This window comes from Microcoleus sp. POL10_C6 (genome assembly GCF_036701585.1).
GTDB lineage: Bacteria > Cyanobacteriota > Cyanobacteriia > Cyanobacteriales > Microcoleaceae > Microcoleus.
Genome location: NZ_JAUBRB010000016.1, coordinates 67457 through 84905 on the forward strand (window position 1 = coordinate 67457; position 17449 = coordinate 84905).

The window sequence follows — 17449 nt, forward strand, 5'->3', positions numbered from 1 at the left end:
GTTTGACTAGATTGTGTTGTGCGATCGCCCGCGCGTTGAGAAAAAGAGATAAAGTGCGATCAACCTTTCCACACTAAAAATGCGATCGCACTCACACTCCCAACCAAAGATCGCCCTTCTCATTCCACTCCTGGCGATCGCCCCATCACCTATAATTTTAATTAACATCCTGTCCCTCCCTTAAGCAGGGCTGGGGGGACAGGATGAAAAGGGAAACGAGACTTAAAGCGATCGATAAACGCGATAGTTAATTTCAGGGAAAATATTATCAATCTCCTCAACCTTCTCCAACCAACCCGAATCAACTTTCCCTTCTTTCACTTCATCGTACAGCTTGTGAAAGCGCATTAAGTGCGATCGAGTCCGCCGCACTGCATAGGGCACCATCGTCCCTGTACGCATGATAAATGCCCAGTCAGAAGATTGAGCTAGCAGCACTTCCCGCGCCGCCTGGTTCAAAGCACGATATTGCAACTCATCTTCCGGTTCCATACTTCCCAACTCAATCATCCGTTCCGCAGCCTTGTGCAAATGCGGGTAAATCCAAGCATTCGTCTCATTCAACCAATACTCGTGGAAACCCCGGAAACCCCAGCTAGACTGCGACGGGCGACAAACTTGCTGAGTCCGATTTCCCCGCAAATAATCGGCTAAGTGCGTCATCTCGTAAGTATTTTGGTCGTACCAACTCTTGCGGAACAGGTAATCTAAGAACCAAGGCCCTTCGTACCACCAGTGACCGAAAAGTTCGGCGTCGTAAGGTGAAACAATAATCGGCGGACGCTGCATAATCCCGTTCAGGTGCTCGACTTGCCGTTCCCGGTTAAAAGCAAAGTTGCTGGCGTGTTCGGCTGCTTTTTCCCTTGCCCAGTAAGGATCGTACAACTGTTTATCGCCTAAACCCAATCCGCGACCGGTGATTTTGTGATATTTAATCCCGGTATTTTTCCGCTGGCCGTTGGGCATGATGTAGGGCTTAATGTAATCGTAGTCAGCTTCCCAACCCAAATCTTTGTAGAATTCCCGGTATTCGGCGGCGCCTGGATAGCCGACTTCGGAAGACCAAACCTGCTGCGAGGACTCGTGATCCCGACCGAAGGCTGCGACTCCGCATTCGGTGAAAATTGGGGCGTAGCTGCCGTAGCGGGGACGCGGGCGGGCGTAGAGGATGCCGTGACCGTCTGTGAGAAAGTAGCGGAGGCCTGCGTCGGCTAACATCCGTTCTAAGCCTTCATAGTAGGCGCATTCGGGCAGCCAAATGCCTTTTGGTCGGCGGCCGAAGTTTGCTTCGTAGTTGTCGCAAGCTACTTGAATTTGTGCCCAAACTGCTTCGGGGTACATTTTCATCAGCGGTAGGTAGCCGTGGGTGGCACCGCAGGTGATGATTTCGAGGTTGTTGGTATCTTGGTGTTCTTTGAAGGCTTTGACTAAATCTCGATCGTACTTTTCCCAAAAGTTGCGGACTTGAGAGAAATGGGCGGCGTAATGTTCTGCCAAATAGCGGAGGTGACCATTTCCGCTGTTGTGTTCGATTTCGAGATCCGCTAATTCTTCGAGTTTAGCCAAGTGGTCGTCGAAGCGGTCTTGCAGCAAGGGGTCGCGCAGCATGGCAACCAAGGGCGGCGTCATGCTCATGGTAATTTTAAAGTCGATGCCGTCGCGCTTGAGCCCTTCAAAGACTTGCAGCAGGGGAATGTAGGTTTCCGCGATCGCCTCAAACAGCCATTCTTCTTCTAAAACGTAGTCGCTTTCGGGGTGGCGGACAAAAGGCAAGTGGGCGTGGAGAACGAGTGCGAGGTAGCCAATAGTCATAAAAAAATTTGGTAAGTGGGAAACGAGCGGGTCTTTAGACCTGAGAGGGAAACGGCTAGGCGGTTTCAACCGCCGTGAATCTTTCCATTACACGGGGATTGCTAGATGGGAGTGTACTTTTGTAATGTACTGTCAGTGGGACAATTACCACATCCAACCTCGCAATCGGCGATCGCATAATGTTCGCTCCTTTATGAGCCTCTATGAGAGGGGTAATGTTAGCTTGCGCCTTAGTTAAGGGCCGATACTATATCTAGGAAACTGATTTAACCCAATAAGTCTGTTTAATCCTAAATTTCGCTTGGCAAGGAACTAGCGAGAGCATTCCCTGGTAGGCCTTTAACTCTTACCGTTAACGTAGTACGCAGGTACGCCTCTGGTCAACTATGGTTTAAGTCTTAGGCCCGAAGCAAGAAGCGTATCTAGAGACCGGGGTCATTGACATTGATTTGGATGCCGTAGTTATTAACTGACGCCAGTTAGGCACAGCTTTAAAATATTTTAAGATTTTATGCTGAAACGGGACTCACAAAATGCCGTGTTTTTTTAATGACCTTTCTCTAACAAACTAAATGTCAGCAAATTCTGATTTTCTGCTTGCTGTCGGATTAGGGTTGCTGCTGTTTGAGAGTCTACTGGCTTTGAGAAAAAGAATCCCTGGGCGTACTCACATTTTAACCCTTTTAGTATAGATAGTTGCGAGGCTTCTTCGACTCCTTCAGCTACTACATCCATGCCTAAATTGTGGGACAAAGTAACGATCGACCGCACAATTTCGGTCGGGTCAATGCCTCCTTTACTGAAATCGAACTCACCTCCCATCCTGCTAACAAAAGAGCGGTCTATTTTTAAGGTATTGGTGGGGAAGCGGTGCAGGTAGGAAAGCGAGGAATAGCCGGTGCCGAAATCGTCAATGCACAAGTCTATGTTTCGGGTTCTCAACTGCACCAGCATTGCTGTTACTGAGTCGGAATTTTCTATGAGTACGCTTTCGGTAATTTCTAGTTTTAAACTGCTGCCGTCGAGGTGAGTTTCTGCGAGAACTCGATCGATGTATTCGATTAAATCTGGCTGAGAAAACTGTTTGACAGAAATGTTGACGCTAACGCTCAACGGGGGGTGGCTGGGAAATAGCTGCTGCCACTGGCGGATTTGGTGGCAAGCTGTGCGAAGTACCCAGCGGCCGAGGGGTACGATCAAGCCGGTTTCTTCGGCGATGGTGATGAATTCACCGGGGGAAACTAAGCCGCGTTCTGGATGCTGCCAGCGCACTAGGGCCTCAAAACTGGTAATTGTGTTATTGGCGATCGACACGATCGGCTGGTAGTGAATAATAAACTGGGGCGCTGGGGATAAGGGAGGTAAGGCTGAGGCGGGGGATGGGGGAAAGTCTTCTTCTCTGGCCGGCTCTCTAATTGATTCGATCGCCCGCCGCAGGTCGTTTTCTAGCTGCAATAGCCGCAAAGCGTGGGCGTGCATGGAACTGTTGAAAACTTCGTGTCGGGATCTGCCGAGTTCTTTGGCGCGGTACATTGCTGTGTCGGCGTCGCGCAGCAGGGTTGTCGGTTCCACGTATTCGCCAGAACTCAAAGCTATGCCGATGCTGGCGGTGATAAATACTTCGTGTCCGTCTAGAAGGATAGGGGAGGTGATTTTCTTTTGCAGGCGGTTGACAATGGTGGTAGCTTCATTGATGCCCTCGATGTCTTCTAACAACAGCACAAACTCGTCTCCTCCAAGGCGGGCCACTGTATCTCCGACCCTCAGACAAGCTTCCAGACGCCGCGCGATCGATACTAGCAGTTGATCGCCGATGGCGTGGCCGAGGGAATCGTTGACTACTTTAAATCTATCTAAATCGAGAAACAGCACGGCAAACAAGTAGTCTTTGCGCCGTTTTGCCATCCTCAGAGCGTGTTCGAGCCGATCGGTAAATAGCGATCGGTTGGGCAATCCGGTGAGGGCGTCGTGAAAAGCATCGTGCAGCAGTTGTTCTTCGGCGAGTTTGCGCTGAGTGATGTCGTGACAGTTAATCACGATTCCCTTGACTGCGGGATCGTACAGCAAGTTGGTGGCTACAGCTTCTACATAACACCAGGAACCGTTGCGGTGGCGGACTCGGTACTCAACTGGGCACTGGCTTCTTTTGGGGTTTTTAATGGCTTTGTGGAGGGTTTCGGTGATCGTGGCGCTGTCGTCGGGGTGAACTATTTCTAAGGCGCTGCGGCCGATCGCCTGGTGGGGCGCGTATCCTAAAATTCGCTTGACGGAAGGGCTGATGTAGCGGAAGATTCCTTCGGCGTCGAGAATGATCGTGATGTCTGTGGCGTTTTCAATCAGCGAGCGAAATCGCTGTTCGCTTTGGCGCAGTGCTGATTCTGCTTGTTTGCGATCGCTGATGTCGAGGGCTACTCCGTCTATAATTACGTCGCCGTTTTCGTTTTTGGAAAATTTAGCGCTGTCTTGAACCCACTTGACCTCCCCAGATCTCAGAACGATGCGGTACTGGCGATCGCACGGCAAAAGACTCGCTCTCGATGCTGCTACGAGGCTGTCAGACAAGCTTTTGTCCTCTGGATGGATGATTTCGGTCAAGAGTTCCGGGTGCGAAATCACTTCTTCGGCCCCGAACCCAGTAACTTCGCGCACGCCCGGACTGATGTAGGGCATGGAGATTGTGCCATCGGAATGCAGCACGGTGCGGTAGACTGAGCCGGGAATGTTGGCTGCCATTGTGGCTAGCTGCTGCTGGATGCCGCAGACTGCTGCTTCGGCGCGCTTGCGTTCTGCAAGTTCGGTTTGGGCTTGTTGGTAGAGTTCGGCTTGGTGGATCGCGATCGCGCACTGATCGGCTATGGCTTTGAGTAGCGACAGTTCTTCGGCGCTCCAAGAGCGCGCCCGATCGCACTGATAGAGGCTAATTCCTCCCAAAAATGACCGCTGGTAGAGCAGTGGGGCGATCGCGACGGAGCGAAACCCTACCAACTGTGCTGATTCTTGCAGCGACGGGCACAGTGTCGATAACTCGTCGATGATCAGGGTTTCCCCAGCCGCGAGATCGGATCGGTAGTGCTCGGCCACTTTGCAATTTAGCCCGACGAACCGTTCTCTTTTGGATGCTTTGCTGATGTAGCGAACTCTGATTCCGCCTTCAGCATCTGGCTGCAAGATGGCGCAGGCGGTGATTTCGAGAGCTTCGTGCAGTTGATCTGCTGTGGTTTGCAGCACTTCGTCGAGTACAAGGGTGAAGCGCATGGCTTGGAGGATGCGGTTGACGATCGCTTCTCGCTGAGCTTGCCGCTGAATTTGGGCGATCGCTTCTTGTTGCTGGCGCCGCATTTTGTATTCTTGGAGCGATCGTTCTAACACTGTTGGCAACCTAAACAGCCGCCCTTTTAATACGTAATCGGTCATTCCGGCTTTGAGGCACTCAACTGCCGCTTCTTCTCCCAAACTTCCCGTTACTAAAATCAAGGGTATGTCTTGCCCTAATTCCTGCATTAATTTCAACACTTCTAAACCGTTGAAGCCTGGGAGGCGGTAATCTGAGAGTACAGCATCGTACTTGCAATTCTCCAGCAGTTTTCTGCACTCTGTTGCTGTTTCTGCCATGTCGCACTTAAAATTTACCCCCCCCGATTCTAAGGCGAGCACTATTAATTCCATATCTTCTGCCATGTCTTCGATAATCAACAATTTTAATGTTGATTCCGCTACCATTTTTAGTAGATAGTTGGTCTGATTTATATCTAACATAAGGTATTGGGGAGGTTTTCAATTGGTTATTCGTGTTTTTGCTAGTAATTTTTTAGACTGAGTTTGGTTATTAATTTTATCTCGATATTTTTAGCAAAATCAATTATATACTCTACTCGCAAGACCTTTATTTAGCACCGGCAGTCGAGGGCTGACCGAACCGATTGGGGCTCATCCCAATTTTTAAAAGAGCGTTTTTTAGGAGTACGAGCATCTTGTGCACCGCTATGCCTAGCTCTTTCGCTTTCATCCCTGACAGTGAACACTTCTGTCACACCACAATTCGGATGCTCTCACCGATTGTGACTTATTTCAGTGTATAAGAGTTTTAAATTCAAAATTTAAAACTCTTATACACTTAACTTATGAATCTATATTACCGTTTGAGATTGTTTGCGCTAGTTTAAAGTAAAACGTGGCTCCTTGACTAGGTAGGCTTTCGGCCCAAACCGTGCCGCCGTGGCGGTGAATAATCCGCTGGACGATCGCCAAACCGATGCCCGTACCTTCAAATTCTCTCTGGGAGTGCAGCCTCTGAAAGGCTCCAAACAGGCGATCGGCGTATTCCATCGGAAAACCCACCCCGTTATCCTTGACAAAAATCGTCCCATCCGGTAAACCCTCAATAACTATTGTAGCCGGAGTGCGTCCGCGGCTGAACTTGACGGCGTTGCTAATCAAGTTGCTGAACACTTGTTGCAGCAAGGTTGGATCTCCCATTACTGTCGGCAAATCTCCGACGGCAAATTCAACGCTGTGGGGAGTTTGGGCCGGATCGGCGACGGCTGGGGGTTTAGTCAATTTAATCGCATTTTGTACCAAACGGCTCAGATCGATCGGAATTTGCCTCAACTCGGTGCGACTCACCCGCGACAGGGCGAGCAAACCGTCAATCAACAGGCTCATTTTTTGGCTGCTGTCTTCAATTACTTCCATATAGTGAAGTATTTTGCGATCGCTCAAAGCCTCAGTTAATTCTAGCCGCTGTTTCAACGCTTCTACAAAACCTGAAATATGTCGCAAAGGTGCACGCAAGTCGTGGGAAACTGAGTAAGAAAAAGATTCTAATTCTTGATTGGCAGCTTCTAATTGCTCTGTGCGTTCTGACAAAGCTTGTTTTGTCTCTACCAACTCAGTGATATCGCGAGAAGTGCCAATTAAAGCATAAACCTTGCCGTCTATATTTCTGAGGGGAATTTTAAAAGTATCGTAGTAAGTCGTCTCGCCAGCCATTACAAATTTATCCTGCAAGTGCATAGTTTCGCCTGTTTCAAATACCTGGGAGTTTTCCCTACAGAATTGTGCGGCTCTGCCTGGGGAAAAACATTCACAAATCGTTTTGCCCTGCATCTCTTTCCTGCTATTTAATCCAGCCGTTTGGGCAACCGATTGGTTAACAAAAGACAGTCGCATATTCTCGCGATCTACCACAAAAATGTGATCGGGCAAAGCATCAAAAAAAGTCTCTAATTCTGCCGTACGCTGAGCGACTTGAGCTTCTAAAGTTTCGTTGAGTTCTTTGAGTTTAAATTCTACTCGTTTGCGTTCGGTAATATCTTGACCAATTCCGATACAACTGCCGTCTGAAAGACGAACATTTGCCCAAGAAGTGTCGATAATTCGCCCGTCTCTAACTTGTGTTTTGAAGTCGCTCCACTTCTGATTTGCTGCTTGGATTTCATCCCAAACATATTGACGGTATTCTGGCTGCGGATAAAATTCTGCCAAGATATCACGGTTTTTGATTTCTGCCAAACTCCAGCCTAGCACTTGTTCCCAGTGGCTGTTGACCCAGTTTATTTGACCATTTTTATCTAAGAAAGCGAGCATGATCGGCACGTTGTCGAAGATAGTTTGCAGCAGTTCTTTTTGCTGTTTTAATAATTCTTCGGCTTGTTTGCGATCGCTGATGTCGAGTACGGAACCGATAATTTGCCTCATTTGTCCGTCGGGCGTTCTTTTGAAGATTGTAGAGCGATCGTGCACCCAGCGCCATTCCCCATTTTTGTGTTTAATTCTGTAGTCTCTGTCATCCGTTTCATAGGGATTGCTGCTGTGTTTTAGTCGATCCATACCTGTAATTAGCTTTAACAGATCCTCGGGATGAACTAAGTTAGCGACAGCATCTATACCCAAATCTTGCCATTCTTTAGGAGTGTAGCCGAGTATGGCGGTGACAGATTCATTTGCATAAATATTTTTGTTTTCTACTGCATCGTAAATGTAAAGAAAGTTGGGGATTGTTTTCAGAATGCTTTCTAAAAGTTCTTGATGTTTTTGCAGTTCCCATTCTGCCTGTTTACGCTCGCTTACGTCTAGCACAAAACTGACGCCAAACTGTTGCGTTTGTTCTAAAAATGTGCTACCCAACATCACCGGAACGCGGCTACCGTCGGAGCGTATAAATTCTTTCTCAAAGGGAACAACCGTATTTCTATCCTTCAGTTCTGCAACTTTTTCTGTATCTATACTCACGTATTCTGGTGGTGTCATTTCTTGCCAGTTAACTCTTCCGGCAAGCAGCTCGTCCCGCGTATAATTTACCGTGTTTAAAAAAGCGGCGTTGGCATCTATAATGCGGCCGTCAAGATCCCAAAAAATTAAGCCGATCATATTAGAATCAACTATGGCTTTAAATTTGGATTCGCTTTGTCGCAACTGATCTTCGACTTGTTTTAGTTCTGTGATGTCGCGGGAGATGGATAAAACTGTTTCTACTGAATTGTCTTCAGCAAACTCGGGAATGACTCGACAGTGGTAATATTTTATGCCCTCGGAAGTGGGAAACTCAAATTCTATAGTTTCTTGTTTACCGCTACCAAAAACTTTCATAAAAGCCTCATCCCACAGGCTGCATAAGTGCGGTGGCATTCCTGATTCTTGGTGGGTTTTGCCAATCAATTTTTCGGCATTTTTTCCAATAGTTGATTCTACTGCTGGGTTGATATAAAGGAGGCGTAGTTTGCGATCGAACCGGGCGATAATATCGGTCGCATTTTCGGCGATGGCGCTGAAAGCTTGTTCGCGCCGATGCAGTTCTTCTTGAGCGCGCTGGAACTCGGTTATGTCTCTGGCAAAAGAGAGAATTGAAACTACTGTTCCCGATTCATCGATGAGTGCAGAATTGTACCATTCGCAGTAAATTATCGAGCCATCTTTGGTATAGTTGCGGTTGCGGCAAACGTTGCGGGTTTCTCTGCTGTGTAACAGTTCATTTGTGGCGGCGCACACTTCCTCGAAGTCTTCTTGATAAACTATTGACCATTCGTGCCAGTATTTGCCGATTACTTCTGCTGCACTCCAGCCAAATATTTGTTCTGCCATTGGCGACCACCGCACTACCCGAAATTCTTTGTCCCACTCTACAACTGCCATTGGTAAGTTTTCTATATGAAATTCCCGCCGCGAGTTGGCTTTTTTTATTTGAGTTTGAAGTTGCTGGCGGAGTTGCTTAGCCTCGGTCAAGCGATCGCTAATTTCCTGTGTGTTTGCTGAGCCGGCGTTGGCAAGGTGAGCAATGGTTTCTGCTGTTTGTTTTTCGAGTTCGTTCCAAGCGAGTTCGAGGGCTGATTCCGCCTGCTCTAGCTCAGTGATGCTGTTCGGAAACAGTGTGGCACTTTTAACTGGAATTTCACGCATAGTTTTGACACTTAGGCAAGTGTTACTTTTAGAATTCAAAATTAAAGTTTAAAAAATAAAAATATGTAATTTCCTGTTAAATTATACATTTTTAATTTTTAGTCTGTGCGTGGAGCCGATCGTTGGAGGCGGCGGGCGTTATTAAATACTGCCAGTAAAAGGATTTGGGGCGTAGATTGATCAGCAATTGTGGTGGATGGATCTAAAACTCTCCTGGGTAAGGGAAGGGTGCGGGCAGGAGCTGACCCTAAGTATATTTTTGCACAGAGTTGTTGTTTGGGGGCGATCAAAAGGAGATCGGCGTGGCTGCGGGCTTGGGTCGATCGCGAATCTGTAGCAGGGCGTTGCCTATGCAGATCCCCATTTGTCTCAACTAAACACGCTTTCCCCAAGTCCGTCAGGGGTTTAAACCTGCCGAACTCAGGGTTTGACGCGCTTGTTGACACCAATGAAACCGCCCCTACCTCCAAATACTCTCCAATCACTTTGGTCAATAAAAAGCTAAAATAAAATCTAAAGTTATTCAGTCTTTTAAATTGCTTATGACTGCTTCTGCACCCTCTTCGATAAAAAACCGAACTCAGTACGAAGCCATTATCGGCCTCGAAACTCATTGTCAATTAAGTACCAATACTAAAATTTTCTCCAGTTCTTCTACAGAATTTGGCAATGCCCCAAATACTAACATTGACCCAATTTGTATGGGAATGCCGGGAGTTTTGCCCGTATTAAATCAAAAAGTGCTGGAGTATGCGGTGAAAGCAGGGCTGGCTCTCAACTGCGAAATCGCACCTTACAGTAAGTTTGACCGCAAGCAATATTTCTATCCCGATTTGCCGAAAAATTATCAAATTTCTCAGTTCGATTTGCCGATCGCTACTAACGGTTGGCTAGAAATTGAACTCGTGGATGAGACGGGAAATTCTACTAGAAAAAAAATCGGGATCACTCGCTTGCACATGGAGGAAGATGCCGGAAAATTGGTTCACGGCGGTAGCGATCGGCTCAGCGGTTCCACTTATTCAATGGTGGATTACAACCGCGCCGGTGTGCCTCTAATCGAAATTGTTTCGGAACCGGATTTGCGATCGGGCGCGGAAGCTGCCGAATACGGTCAAGAATTGCGCCGGATCGTGCGCTACATCGGTGTTGGCGACGGGAATATGCAGGAAGGTTCGCTCCGGTGCGACGTGAATATTTCGGTTCGCCCCGTGGGCAGAAAAGAGTTCGGCACGAAGGTGGAAATTAAAAATATGAACTCTTTTAATGCGATCGAACGGGCGATCGATTATGAGATCGAGCGGCAAATTCAAGCTGTGGAAAATGGCGAAACCATCATCCAAGAAACCCGGCTTTGGGATGAAAACAAGCAGTGTACTTTCAGTATGCGGGTTAAGGAAGGTGCGAGCGATTATCGGTATTTCCCGGAACCGGATTTGCCTCCGATCAAAGTTTCGGCCGAGCAATTGCAGGATTGGCAAGCTCAACTGCCGGAATTGCCGGCAATGAAGCGCAATCGCTACGAAACTGAGCTCGGTCTTTCTCCCTACGACGCGCGGGTGCTGACTGACGACAAAGCGGTGGCGGAGTATTTTGAAAAATCGATCGCCGCCGGTGCTGTGGCTAAACAAGCTGCCAATTGGGTGATGGGCGATATTACTGCTTATCTGAAAAATGAAAAGCTGGCGATCGCAGAAATTCCTTTCCAACCGCAGGATTTAGCCGAACTGCTGGGGCTAATTGAGGCCGGTACGATCAGTGGCAAAATCGCTAAGGATATTTTGCCGGAGTTGCTGGCAAACGGTGGTTCGCCTCAGAAGTTTGTTGAAAGCAAGGGTTTGATTCAAATTTCGGATACTGGGGCGATCGATCAGGCGATCGATGCCGTGTTGGCAGCCAATCCCAAGGAGCTGGAACAGTACCGAGCCGGTAAAACTAAGCTGCTGGGCTTTTTTGTCGGCAAGGTGATGAAGGAAACGGGCGGCCGGGCTGATCCCAAACTGACGAATGAGCTGCTGGTGGCGAAGCTTAACGGCCCAAGCTAAGCAATTATTAAGGGGATCGTGTAGCGGATACAGCGGCGGGCGATCGGTTTTTCCCGATCTCGCCCTTCTGGCGGGATCGTAACTTTATAATTAATCTACATTTCTTTACAACATCTTCACGTTTGGGGGTGACACCCCTCATCCCTATCATGTTATATTGTGTTATGTAGATGCACCCTGATGGCAGAGAGAGTTACTTAGGTAGCTCTCTCTTTTTTTGGTCTTTTTTTTTTGCACGGACGTGAAAATACGGATGGGGGAGAGGGGGGTTGGCCATACCCATTCCCGATTACTGATTACCGATTAGCAATTACCGCTTTGAGTCGATTAATATCAACTTTAGTTATTAACTAATTTTGACATTATGAGCGAACAAGCTAGCGAGCTAATCAAGCAGGGGATTTCGCAATATCAGGCACGCCAATTTGAGGCGGCGCTAGGTTCTTGGCAGGAAGCGCTGGCGCTGTATCGCTCAATGGACGATAAGCGCCGATCGGGTGCGGCGCTGGGTAATATGGGCGTAGCTTACGAAGCGCTGGGAAATTATGCTCAGGCGATCGACTGCTACCAGCAGCATTTGGCGTTAGCGCGGGAAATGGGGGATCGCCGGGGCGAGGCAAATGCTTTGGGAAATCTGGGCAATGCTTGCTGTGCTCTTGAGGATTTTTCTGGTGCTATTAATTACCAGCAACAGCGTTTGGCGATCGCGCGGGACACTGGCGACGGGCGCTCTGAGTTGGAAACTTTGGGCAATTTGGCGCTAGCTTACGATGCTAATGGAGATTTGCCTGGTGCGATCGAATGCTATCACGAGCAGTTGTCGATCGCGCGCACCAGCAAGGACGATCGCATTGAGCGCAATGCTCTCAAGTATTTGAAGCTCGGTTACAAGTATTTAGCAGATTACGAGAAGGCCGACGAGTACCGACAGCAGCAATTGGCGATCGTCCGGGAACTGTTTTTAATTGATAAAAATAAGAGTTTTGTACAACTTGCAGAAACAGTGGGTTTGAATCCGATTGAGGATTTTGCTGGGGCTAACTTAAGCGGTTTTGACTTGCACTACACTGATTTTAACGGTGCGGATTTGCGCGAAACCAACCTCCGAGGCGCCGATTTGACTTTGGCCGATCTCAGCGGTGCTTTGCTGAGCGCTGCTATTTTAATTGATGCTAATTTGTGCAATGCTAATTTGCGGGATGCTGAACTCAGCAGCGCCAATTTGAGCGGTGCTGATTTGCGGACAAAGCTGCCCCGTGCGAATTTGAGCGGTGCAAATTTAACCGGCGCTAATTTGAGCAGTGCTTATTTACCGAATGCGATTTTAGTAAATGCAAATTTGACAAATACTGATTTAAAAAATGCTGATTTAAGCGGTGTTAATTTGAGTGGCGCGAATTTAAACGGTGCTGATTTGAGCCGCGCTGATTTGAAAAATACGGTGGTTAAAAAGGCGAATTTTTATGGTTGTGTCGGAATTTCGGAAGCCGTGAAGGTTGAATTGATGGCACGGGGCGGGATTTTTGAGTAGAATTAATTGGAAAGGTTGGTAATTGTAGAGGGTAAGAAAAGCTATGACTGCCGTAACTGCAAAACGATTCTCGATCGCCGAATATCACCGTTTGGGAGAACTGGGATTTTTCGCCCCCGATGAGCGAGTTGAATTGATTCGCGGAGAAATTATCATTATGGCTGCTAAAGGTAGGCTTCACTCTGTTTGCAACAGTCTTTTACTTGAGGAGTTAGTCATTTTACTGGCAAGACGCGCTCGCTTGCGCGTACAAGAGCCGATTATTTTGTCTGATGATAGCGAACCAGAGCCTGATGTTGTGATTGCCCGCAATCGAGCCGATCGTTATTTATCTTCTCACCCGCAGCCTGCTGATATTTTGTTGGTAATTGAGGTTTCCGATTCTACGTTGAAGTACGATCGCACAACCAAGTTGTCTCTCTATGCTGAGACTGGGATTTCTAATTATTGGATATTTAATTTGGTTGACAATCAACTGGAAATGCACAGCGAACCTTATCAGAAACAAAACGGGAGTTATAGTTATCAATTGCAACGAGTTGTTTTGCCAAATCAGACGGTGATAATTCCGGGTTTTCCAGAGTTATCTCTGGATTTGTCTTCCGTATTTCCAGTCTAGGCTTCCTTCGATGATATAATGCACTCATTGCGATGGCTACACCCCGGCTTGCGCCTACGAACTCTTCACCAAAGTAGCACTATGACTGCTCAAACTCTCGCTCCACCGGAACAAATTGTCCAGCTATCGGGTATCAGTTGGCAAACCTACGAAGCTTTGCTTGCCGAAATCGGCGATCGGCAAATTCGACTGACATATAATCGTGGCAATTTGAAAATTATGGTACCTTCTCCAGAACACGAACTTTACAAAAAAGTAATGGGTCGATTTGTTGAAACCCTAGCAGAAGAATTGGAACTCAACATTGCCCCCCGGGGTTCCACAACTTTCAAGCGTCCTGAACTTAGCGGTGTAGAACCTGATGAATGTTTTTACATCCAAAATGTTAGTGCAGTTAAAGGCAAAAAAAGACTGGACATGAATCAAGATCCGCCACCGGATTTAGTGGTGGAAATTGATATTACCAGCCGTTCGGAAAATAGCTTGCAGGTTTATGCGGATTTGGGAGTGCCGGAAGTTTGGATTTATAATGGATCGCGACTCAGAATCAACAGATTGGAAAATGGAGAATACGTTGAGTGCGAGATCAGTTTAGCATTTCCCAGCTTACCGATATTAGAGATTGTCATATTTTTGGAACAAGCAGAAACAATGGAGTATTTGGAATTAGTGAAAGCATTTCGGAATTGGGTAAAAAGCCAAATTAAGCCAAATCAATGACTGGCGGATCAAATTAAACAAAGTTTACAATTTTACCCCAGGGAAAAAAGCTGTGTTGTGATAAAATAGAGATGATAAACTAATTTAAATATCAATTACAGGCTGGGAGTGCCAGCAATTCTACCCGATATGCGATCGCTAGAGTCTCACAACAAATACCCAGATTGCTTGTGGATGCAATTTGAAGCAATTCCAGTTCCATCGGTTGCACCCCAAACCCAGCAGCTCGACATTCACTTGAGCCTGAATTTTAACGAGCATTGGGAACCCCTGCTAGGTGGTCGCGTCAAATTTGGTCTGCAAGGCGGAACGCTCAAACTCTATCTAGAAAACTGCGAAATACCCGTAGCATCACGTCAGTTAGTCGGTTCTTTCAAGCTTTTGCCAATAGGAGAAACCCTGGCTATTCAAAGCAGTGCAGAAATTTTAGTAACCGAAAGTCAGCCGGGAGTTCAGGGCGGGGAAAAGGCGGAAAAAACTAAGGAGACAGAGAGCATATTTTGTCAGGTTTCCACAATCGGCGATGATACAACGCCAGCTTGGATTTTTGCAGTAGAACAAGGCAAATCAGTATTAAAAGGTTTGCTAAAAAGTGCTAAGCTGGGAGAAATTACTGCCAAAGAATTTCGGATGGCGGCGGCTTTTGAAGTGGCTAAAGAAGATATTAATCTCACAGATGCTGAGGGTTTGTGGCCGCACGAAATTACGCCCAATCAACATTCGGTTTTAGAAAGAATCCTGACTGTATACCTGCAAGAAAATAAACTCAAACCGGCTCTCAGTTGGGCGCTATTATCCTACAATTTACCTCCGGTTGAACCGCGCGAAGTGGAAATTATCCCGGAAGCTGAATCGGAATTGCAGGAAATGGTCGATCGCATTATTTCCGCTGAAACCGACAACTTTGTGGAGTTGGCAAAAATTGCCAATCTCAACCCAGCACTAGATTTCGCAGGTGGTAGCTTGCGTGGAACGACTTTAAGTGCAGTGGATTTTAGCAGCGCAAATCTCGATCGGGTAAATTTCCGGGGTGCAACCTTAAACGATGCCGATTTCAGCGACGCCAACCTGCAAAATGCCAAATTCGGCGGTGCAGATTTGAGTGGGGCTTTCTTAGGAAATGCTGATTTAAGCGGTGCAGATTTGCACAAAGCAAGTCTAGCTTTAGCTAACCTCAGCGGTGCCAATTTGAGCGGCGCCAATCTGCTGGAAGTGAACTTAACAAATACTAATTTCAGTGGTGCGAAAGTCGAGTCAGCCAGATTCGGGAACAATTCAGGAATCGATGAGGAGATGCAGGTGAGTTTACAGCAGCGAGGCGCAATTTTTGAAGAGGTTTAGCCCGTAAGTGCGAATCCCTTTCCTCCATCTGCATCCATCGTGGCACGGGCGTGTCGCCTGTGCGATGGAATTTCACCTTTAAACTATCGCCTATGAAAAAAGTTGCTTCTTAATCCTTAACTCTCTAACTACATTTATAGATGGCGATGAACCGTAGCTGTTAAGACTGTAAACAGGCATTTCTTGCCAACACTGACGGCAAAACCAGTATACTTGACTTTGACGAACGTGACGCAGCATTTGATTCGTGCAGCAAGGACAGCCTGTCATAAAAACCTCTTTTTTATAGGAAAGTGTATTTGTCTCTTGTTGCCAAGCGCTGTAAGCTGGCTGGAAGCAGCAACTCTATGAATGTAGAGGTAAGAAGTAAAGATTTGGTAAAGAATACAAGCTTGTTAAGGAATTGAGGCAAATCGAAATATTTCGTAAAAATAGCAATAACTGAGAGAAATTGTATCCAACAATCCCCAGATTTCCAGAGAGGATATTAAGATTGTAAAGTCTTAAGAATCCTGCGTCTGCCATACCGGGGAGTGTCAATCATCCCATCCCAAAATTTCTGCCACTTTTCCCGGCAGGGTAGTGGCTTCAAATGGTTTGCGAATTACCCCAGCAACACCCATTTCGGCAAAGTTAGCCATATCGCTTGACATAACTCTTGCTGTCAGCAGAATCACTGGAATTGATCGAGTTATGGGATTGGATTGGAGGCGATCGTACACAGCAAACCCATCCATTCCCGGCATTGATATATCCAGCAAAATAGCGTTAGGTCGTTCTGTTTGTAGGATTTGTAAACATTCTTGTCCTGATTCGGCCACCAGGGTGTCCCATCCCGCGAGGTCTTCCAGGCACAACTGTACCAGTTCGCGGAGGTGTTCTTGGTCATCAACGATGAGAATTTGTTTCCCTTTCATCTTGTTTTCGGGCAGGAGACTGCGATCATAATTAGCTACTTGCAAAGCGTTCATTTTTTTTTGTTGATTATAAATCAATTTTTCGGTTGCCAATTGGGTCTCAAATACACATCTTTAAGCAATCGCTAAAATTGGCAGTTGAGAGTTGAATCCGAACTTGGGATGGCTGAACTCTCAACTCTTTAGCAAGCTGAATTGTTAAACCATCCTGGTGTATTTCAGTTTCATAGGTTTCAGGATGTACGCGGTGGGGCAACGGGATGAGACTTTGAAATCCACTAGGAAGGAAATAACCTTCTACTCCTGCAGCTTTGGTAGGTTGACCTTTAATTAAAACAGTTTCTGGAGTGATGTGGAGATTCAATTTGACAAGATGAATGTCATAAATGTGAACTTTAAGTATCAGTGTCACATCCTTTTCTTGAATTTTAATACCTGCGATCGGTTTTTCCTCTGTATGAGCAATCCAAAGTGTGGATTGCTGACAATCAGTGGGCAAACCGAAAAAGGAACCTGCGAGATCCTGATTTATATCATTCAAAGCCTGAAAAGCATTCATTGACTCTCCTCCTAATGCAAAGAACTTTTAACTGCATAACAGAAGACTAAATAACAACGGTAAGGAATTGGTAAAGATTCCGTTATTGTTACAAAACTTCACAAAAATGGTGAAAGTTATTCATCCCATCCCAAAATCTCTGCTACTTCTTCCGTCAGGGTGATGGGTTGGATCGGTTTGGCAATTACCCCAGCTACCGCCATCTGGGCAAATTTAGCCCGATCGCTGGGCAAGACTTTCGCTGTCAGCAGAATCACTGGAATCGATCGGGTAATCGGATCGGACTGCAGGAGCTCGTACACAGCAAACCCATCCATCCCCGGCATAGATACATCCAGCAAAATGGCGTTGGGTTGTTCTATTTGCAGTATTTGTAAACATTCCTCTCCCGATCCTGCCCCCACTGTTTCCCATCCGCCTAAATCTTCTAAGCAAGCCTGCACAAGTTCCCGAAGGTGTTCTTCATCGTCAACAACTAGAATTTGTCTGTCAGTCATGGGATTTTGGATT

Annotated in this window: 12 protein-coding genes; 5 read left to right on the forward strand and 7 right to left on the reverse strand. The window is 46.8% G+C overall.

Annotation, left to right across the window (positions count from 1 at the left end):
• Window positions 1–6: 6 nt before the first annotated feature.
• From QUA34_RS11360 to QUA34_RS11375, 4 genes are all read right to left on the reverse strand, one after another.
• Window positions 7–168 (reverse strand): hypothetical protein, encoded by a 162-nt coding sequence (locus QUA34_RS11360; RefSeq protein WP_333386592.1) that lies wholly within the window; start codon window positions 166–168, stop codon window positions 7–9.
• A gap of 54 nt (window positions 169–222) precedes the next feature.
• On the reverse strand, window positions 223–1812 hold the full coding sequence (locus tag QUA34_RS11365; RefSeq protein ID WP_333080216.1) for a glycoside hydrolase family 57 protein: 1590 nt from the start codon (window positions 1810–1812) through the stop codon (window positions 223–225).
• A gap of 546 nt (window positions 1813–2358) precedes the next feature.
• Window positions 2359–5568 carry an EAL domain-containing protein gene (locus QUA34_RS11370; RefSeq protein WP_333386595.1) on the reverse strand — a complete coding sequence of 1070 codons (3210 nt, stop codon included), beginning with the start codon at window positions 5566–5568 and terminating at the stop codon, window positions 2359–2361.
• Window positions 5569–5931: 363 nt separating this feature from the next.
• Window positions 5932–9207: a PAS domain S-box protein gene (locus tag QUA34_RS11375; protein ID WP_333386597.1), complete on the reverse strand. Its 3276-nt coding sequence runs from the start codon at window positions 9205–9207 to the stop codon at window positions 5932–5934.
• A gap of 542 nt (window positions 9208–9749) precedes the next feature.
• On the opposite strand from QUA34_RS11375, the gene gatB reads away from it, so the two are divergent.
• The 5 genes from gatB (at window position 9750) to QUA34_RS11400 (ending at window position 15463) form a co-directional block, all read left to right on the forward strand.
• Complete coding sequence (gene gatB / locus QUA34_RS11380; RefSeq protein ID WP_333080220.1) at window positions 9750–11252, forward strand: Asp-tRNA(Asn)/Glu-tRNA(Gln) amidotransferase subunit GatB; 1503 nt, start codon at window positions 9750–9752, stop codon at window positions 11250–11252.
• A 364-nt stretch (window positions 11253–11616) separates the two neighbouring features.
• Complete coding sequence (locus tag QUA34_RS11385; RefSeq protein ID WP_333386601.1) at window positions 11617–12783, forward strand: pentapeptide repeat-containing protein; 1167 nt, start codon at window positions 11617–11619, stop codon at window positions 12781–12783.
• Window positions 12784–12826: 43 nt separating this feature from the next.
• The gene (locus QUA34_RS11390) at window positions 12827–13402 is read left to right on the forward strand and encodes a Uma2 family endonuclease (RefSeq protein WP_333331942.1); all 576 of its coding nucleotides are present in this window, start codon (window positions 12827–12829) and stop codon (window positions 13400–13402) included.
• An 81-nt stretch (window positions 13403–13483) separates the two neighbouring features.
• The gene (locus tag QUA34_RS11395) at window positions 13484–14122 is read left to right on the forward strand and encodes a Uma2 family endonuclease (RefSeq protein WP_333331945.1); all 639 of its coding nucleotides are present in this window, start codon (window positions 13484–13486) and stop codon (window positions 14120–14122) included.
• Between the two features lie 108 nt (window positions 14123–14230).
• Window positions 14231–15463, forward strand: coding sequence for a pentapeptide repeat-containing protein (locus QUA34_RS11400; protein ID WP_333386606.1), 1233 nt, complete (start codon window positions 14231–14233; stop codon window positions 15461–15463).
• A gap of 536 nt (window positions 15464–15999) precedes the next feature.
• Here QUA34_RS11400 and QUA34_RS11405 read toward each other — a convergent pair.
• The 3 genes from QUA34_RS11405 to QUA34_RS11415 all read right to left on the reverse strand — a co-directional run bounded on the left by QUA34_RS11405 (window position 16000) and on the right by QUA34_RS11415 (window position 17436).
• On the reverse strand, window positions 16000–16380 hold the full coding sequence (locus QUA34_RS11405; RefSeq protein WP_333386668.1) for a response regulator: 381 nt from the start codon (window positions 16378–16380) through the stop codon (window positions 16000–16002).
• A 100-nt stretch (window positions 16381–16480) separates the two neighbouring features.
• Window positions 16481–16939 carry a hypothetical protein gene (locus tag QUA34_RS11410; protein WP_333386609.1) on the reverse strand — a complete coding sequence of 153 codons (459 nt, stop codon included), beginning with the start codon at window positions 16937–16939 and terminating at the stop codon, window positions 16481–16483.
• Window positions 16940–17055: 116 nt separating this feature from the next.
• Window positions 17056–17436: a response regulator gene (locus QUA34_RS11415; protein ID WP_333386611.1), complete on the reverse strand. Its 381-nt coding sequence runs from the start codon at window positions 17434–17436 to the stop codon at window positions 17056–17058.
• Window positions 17437–17449 lie beyond the last annotated feature (13 nt).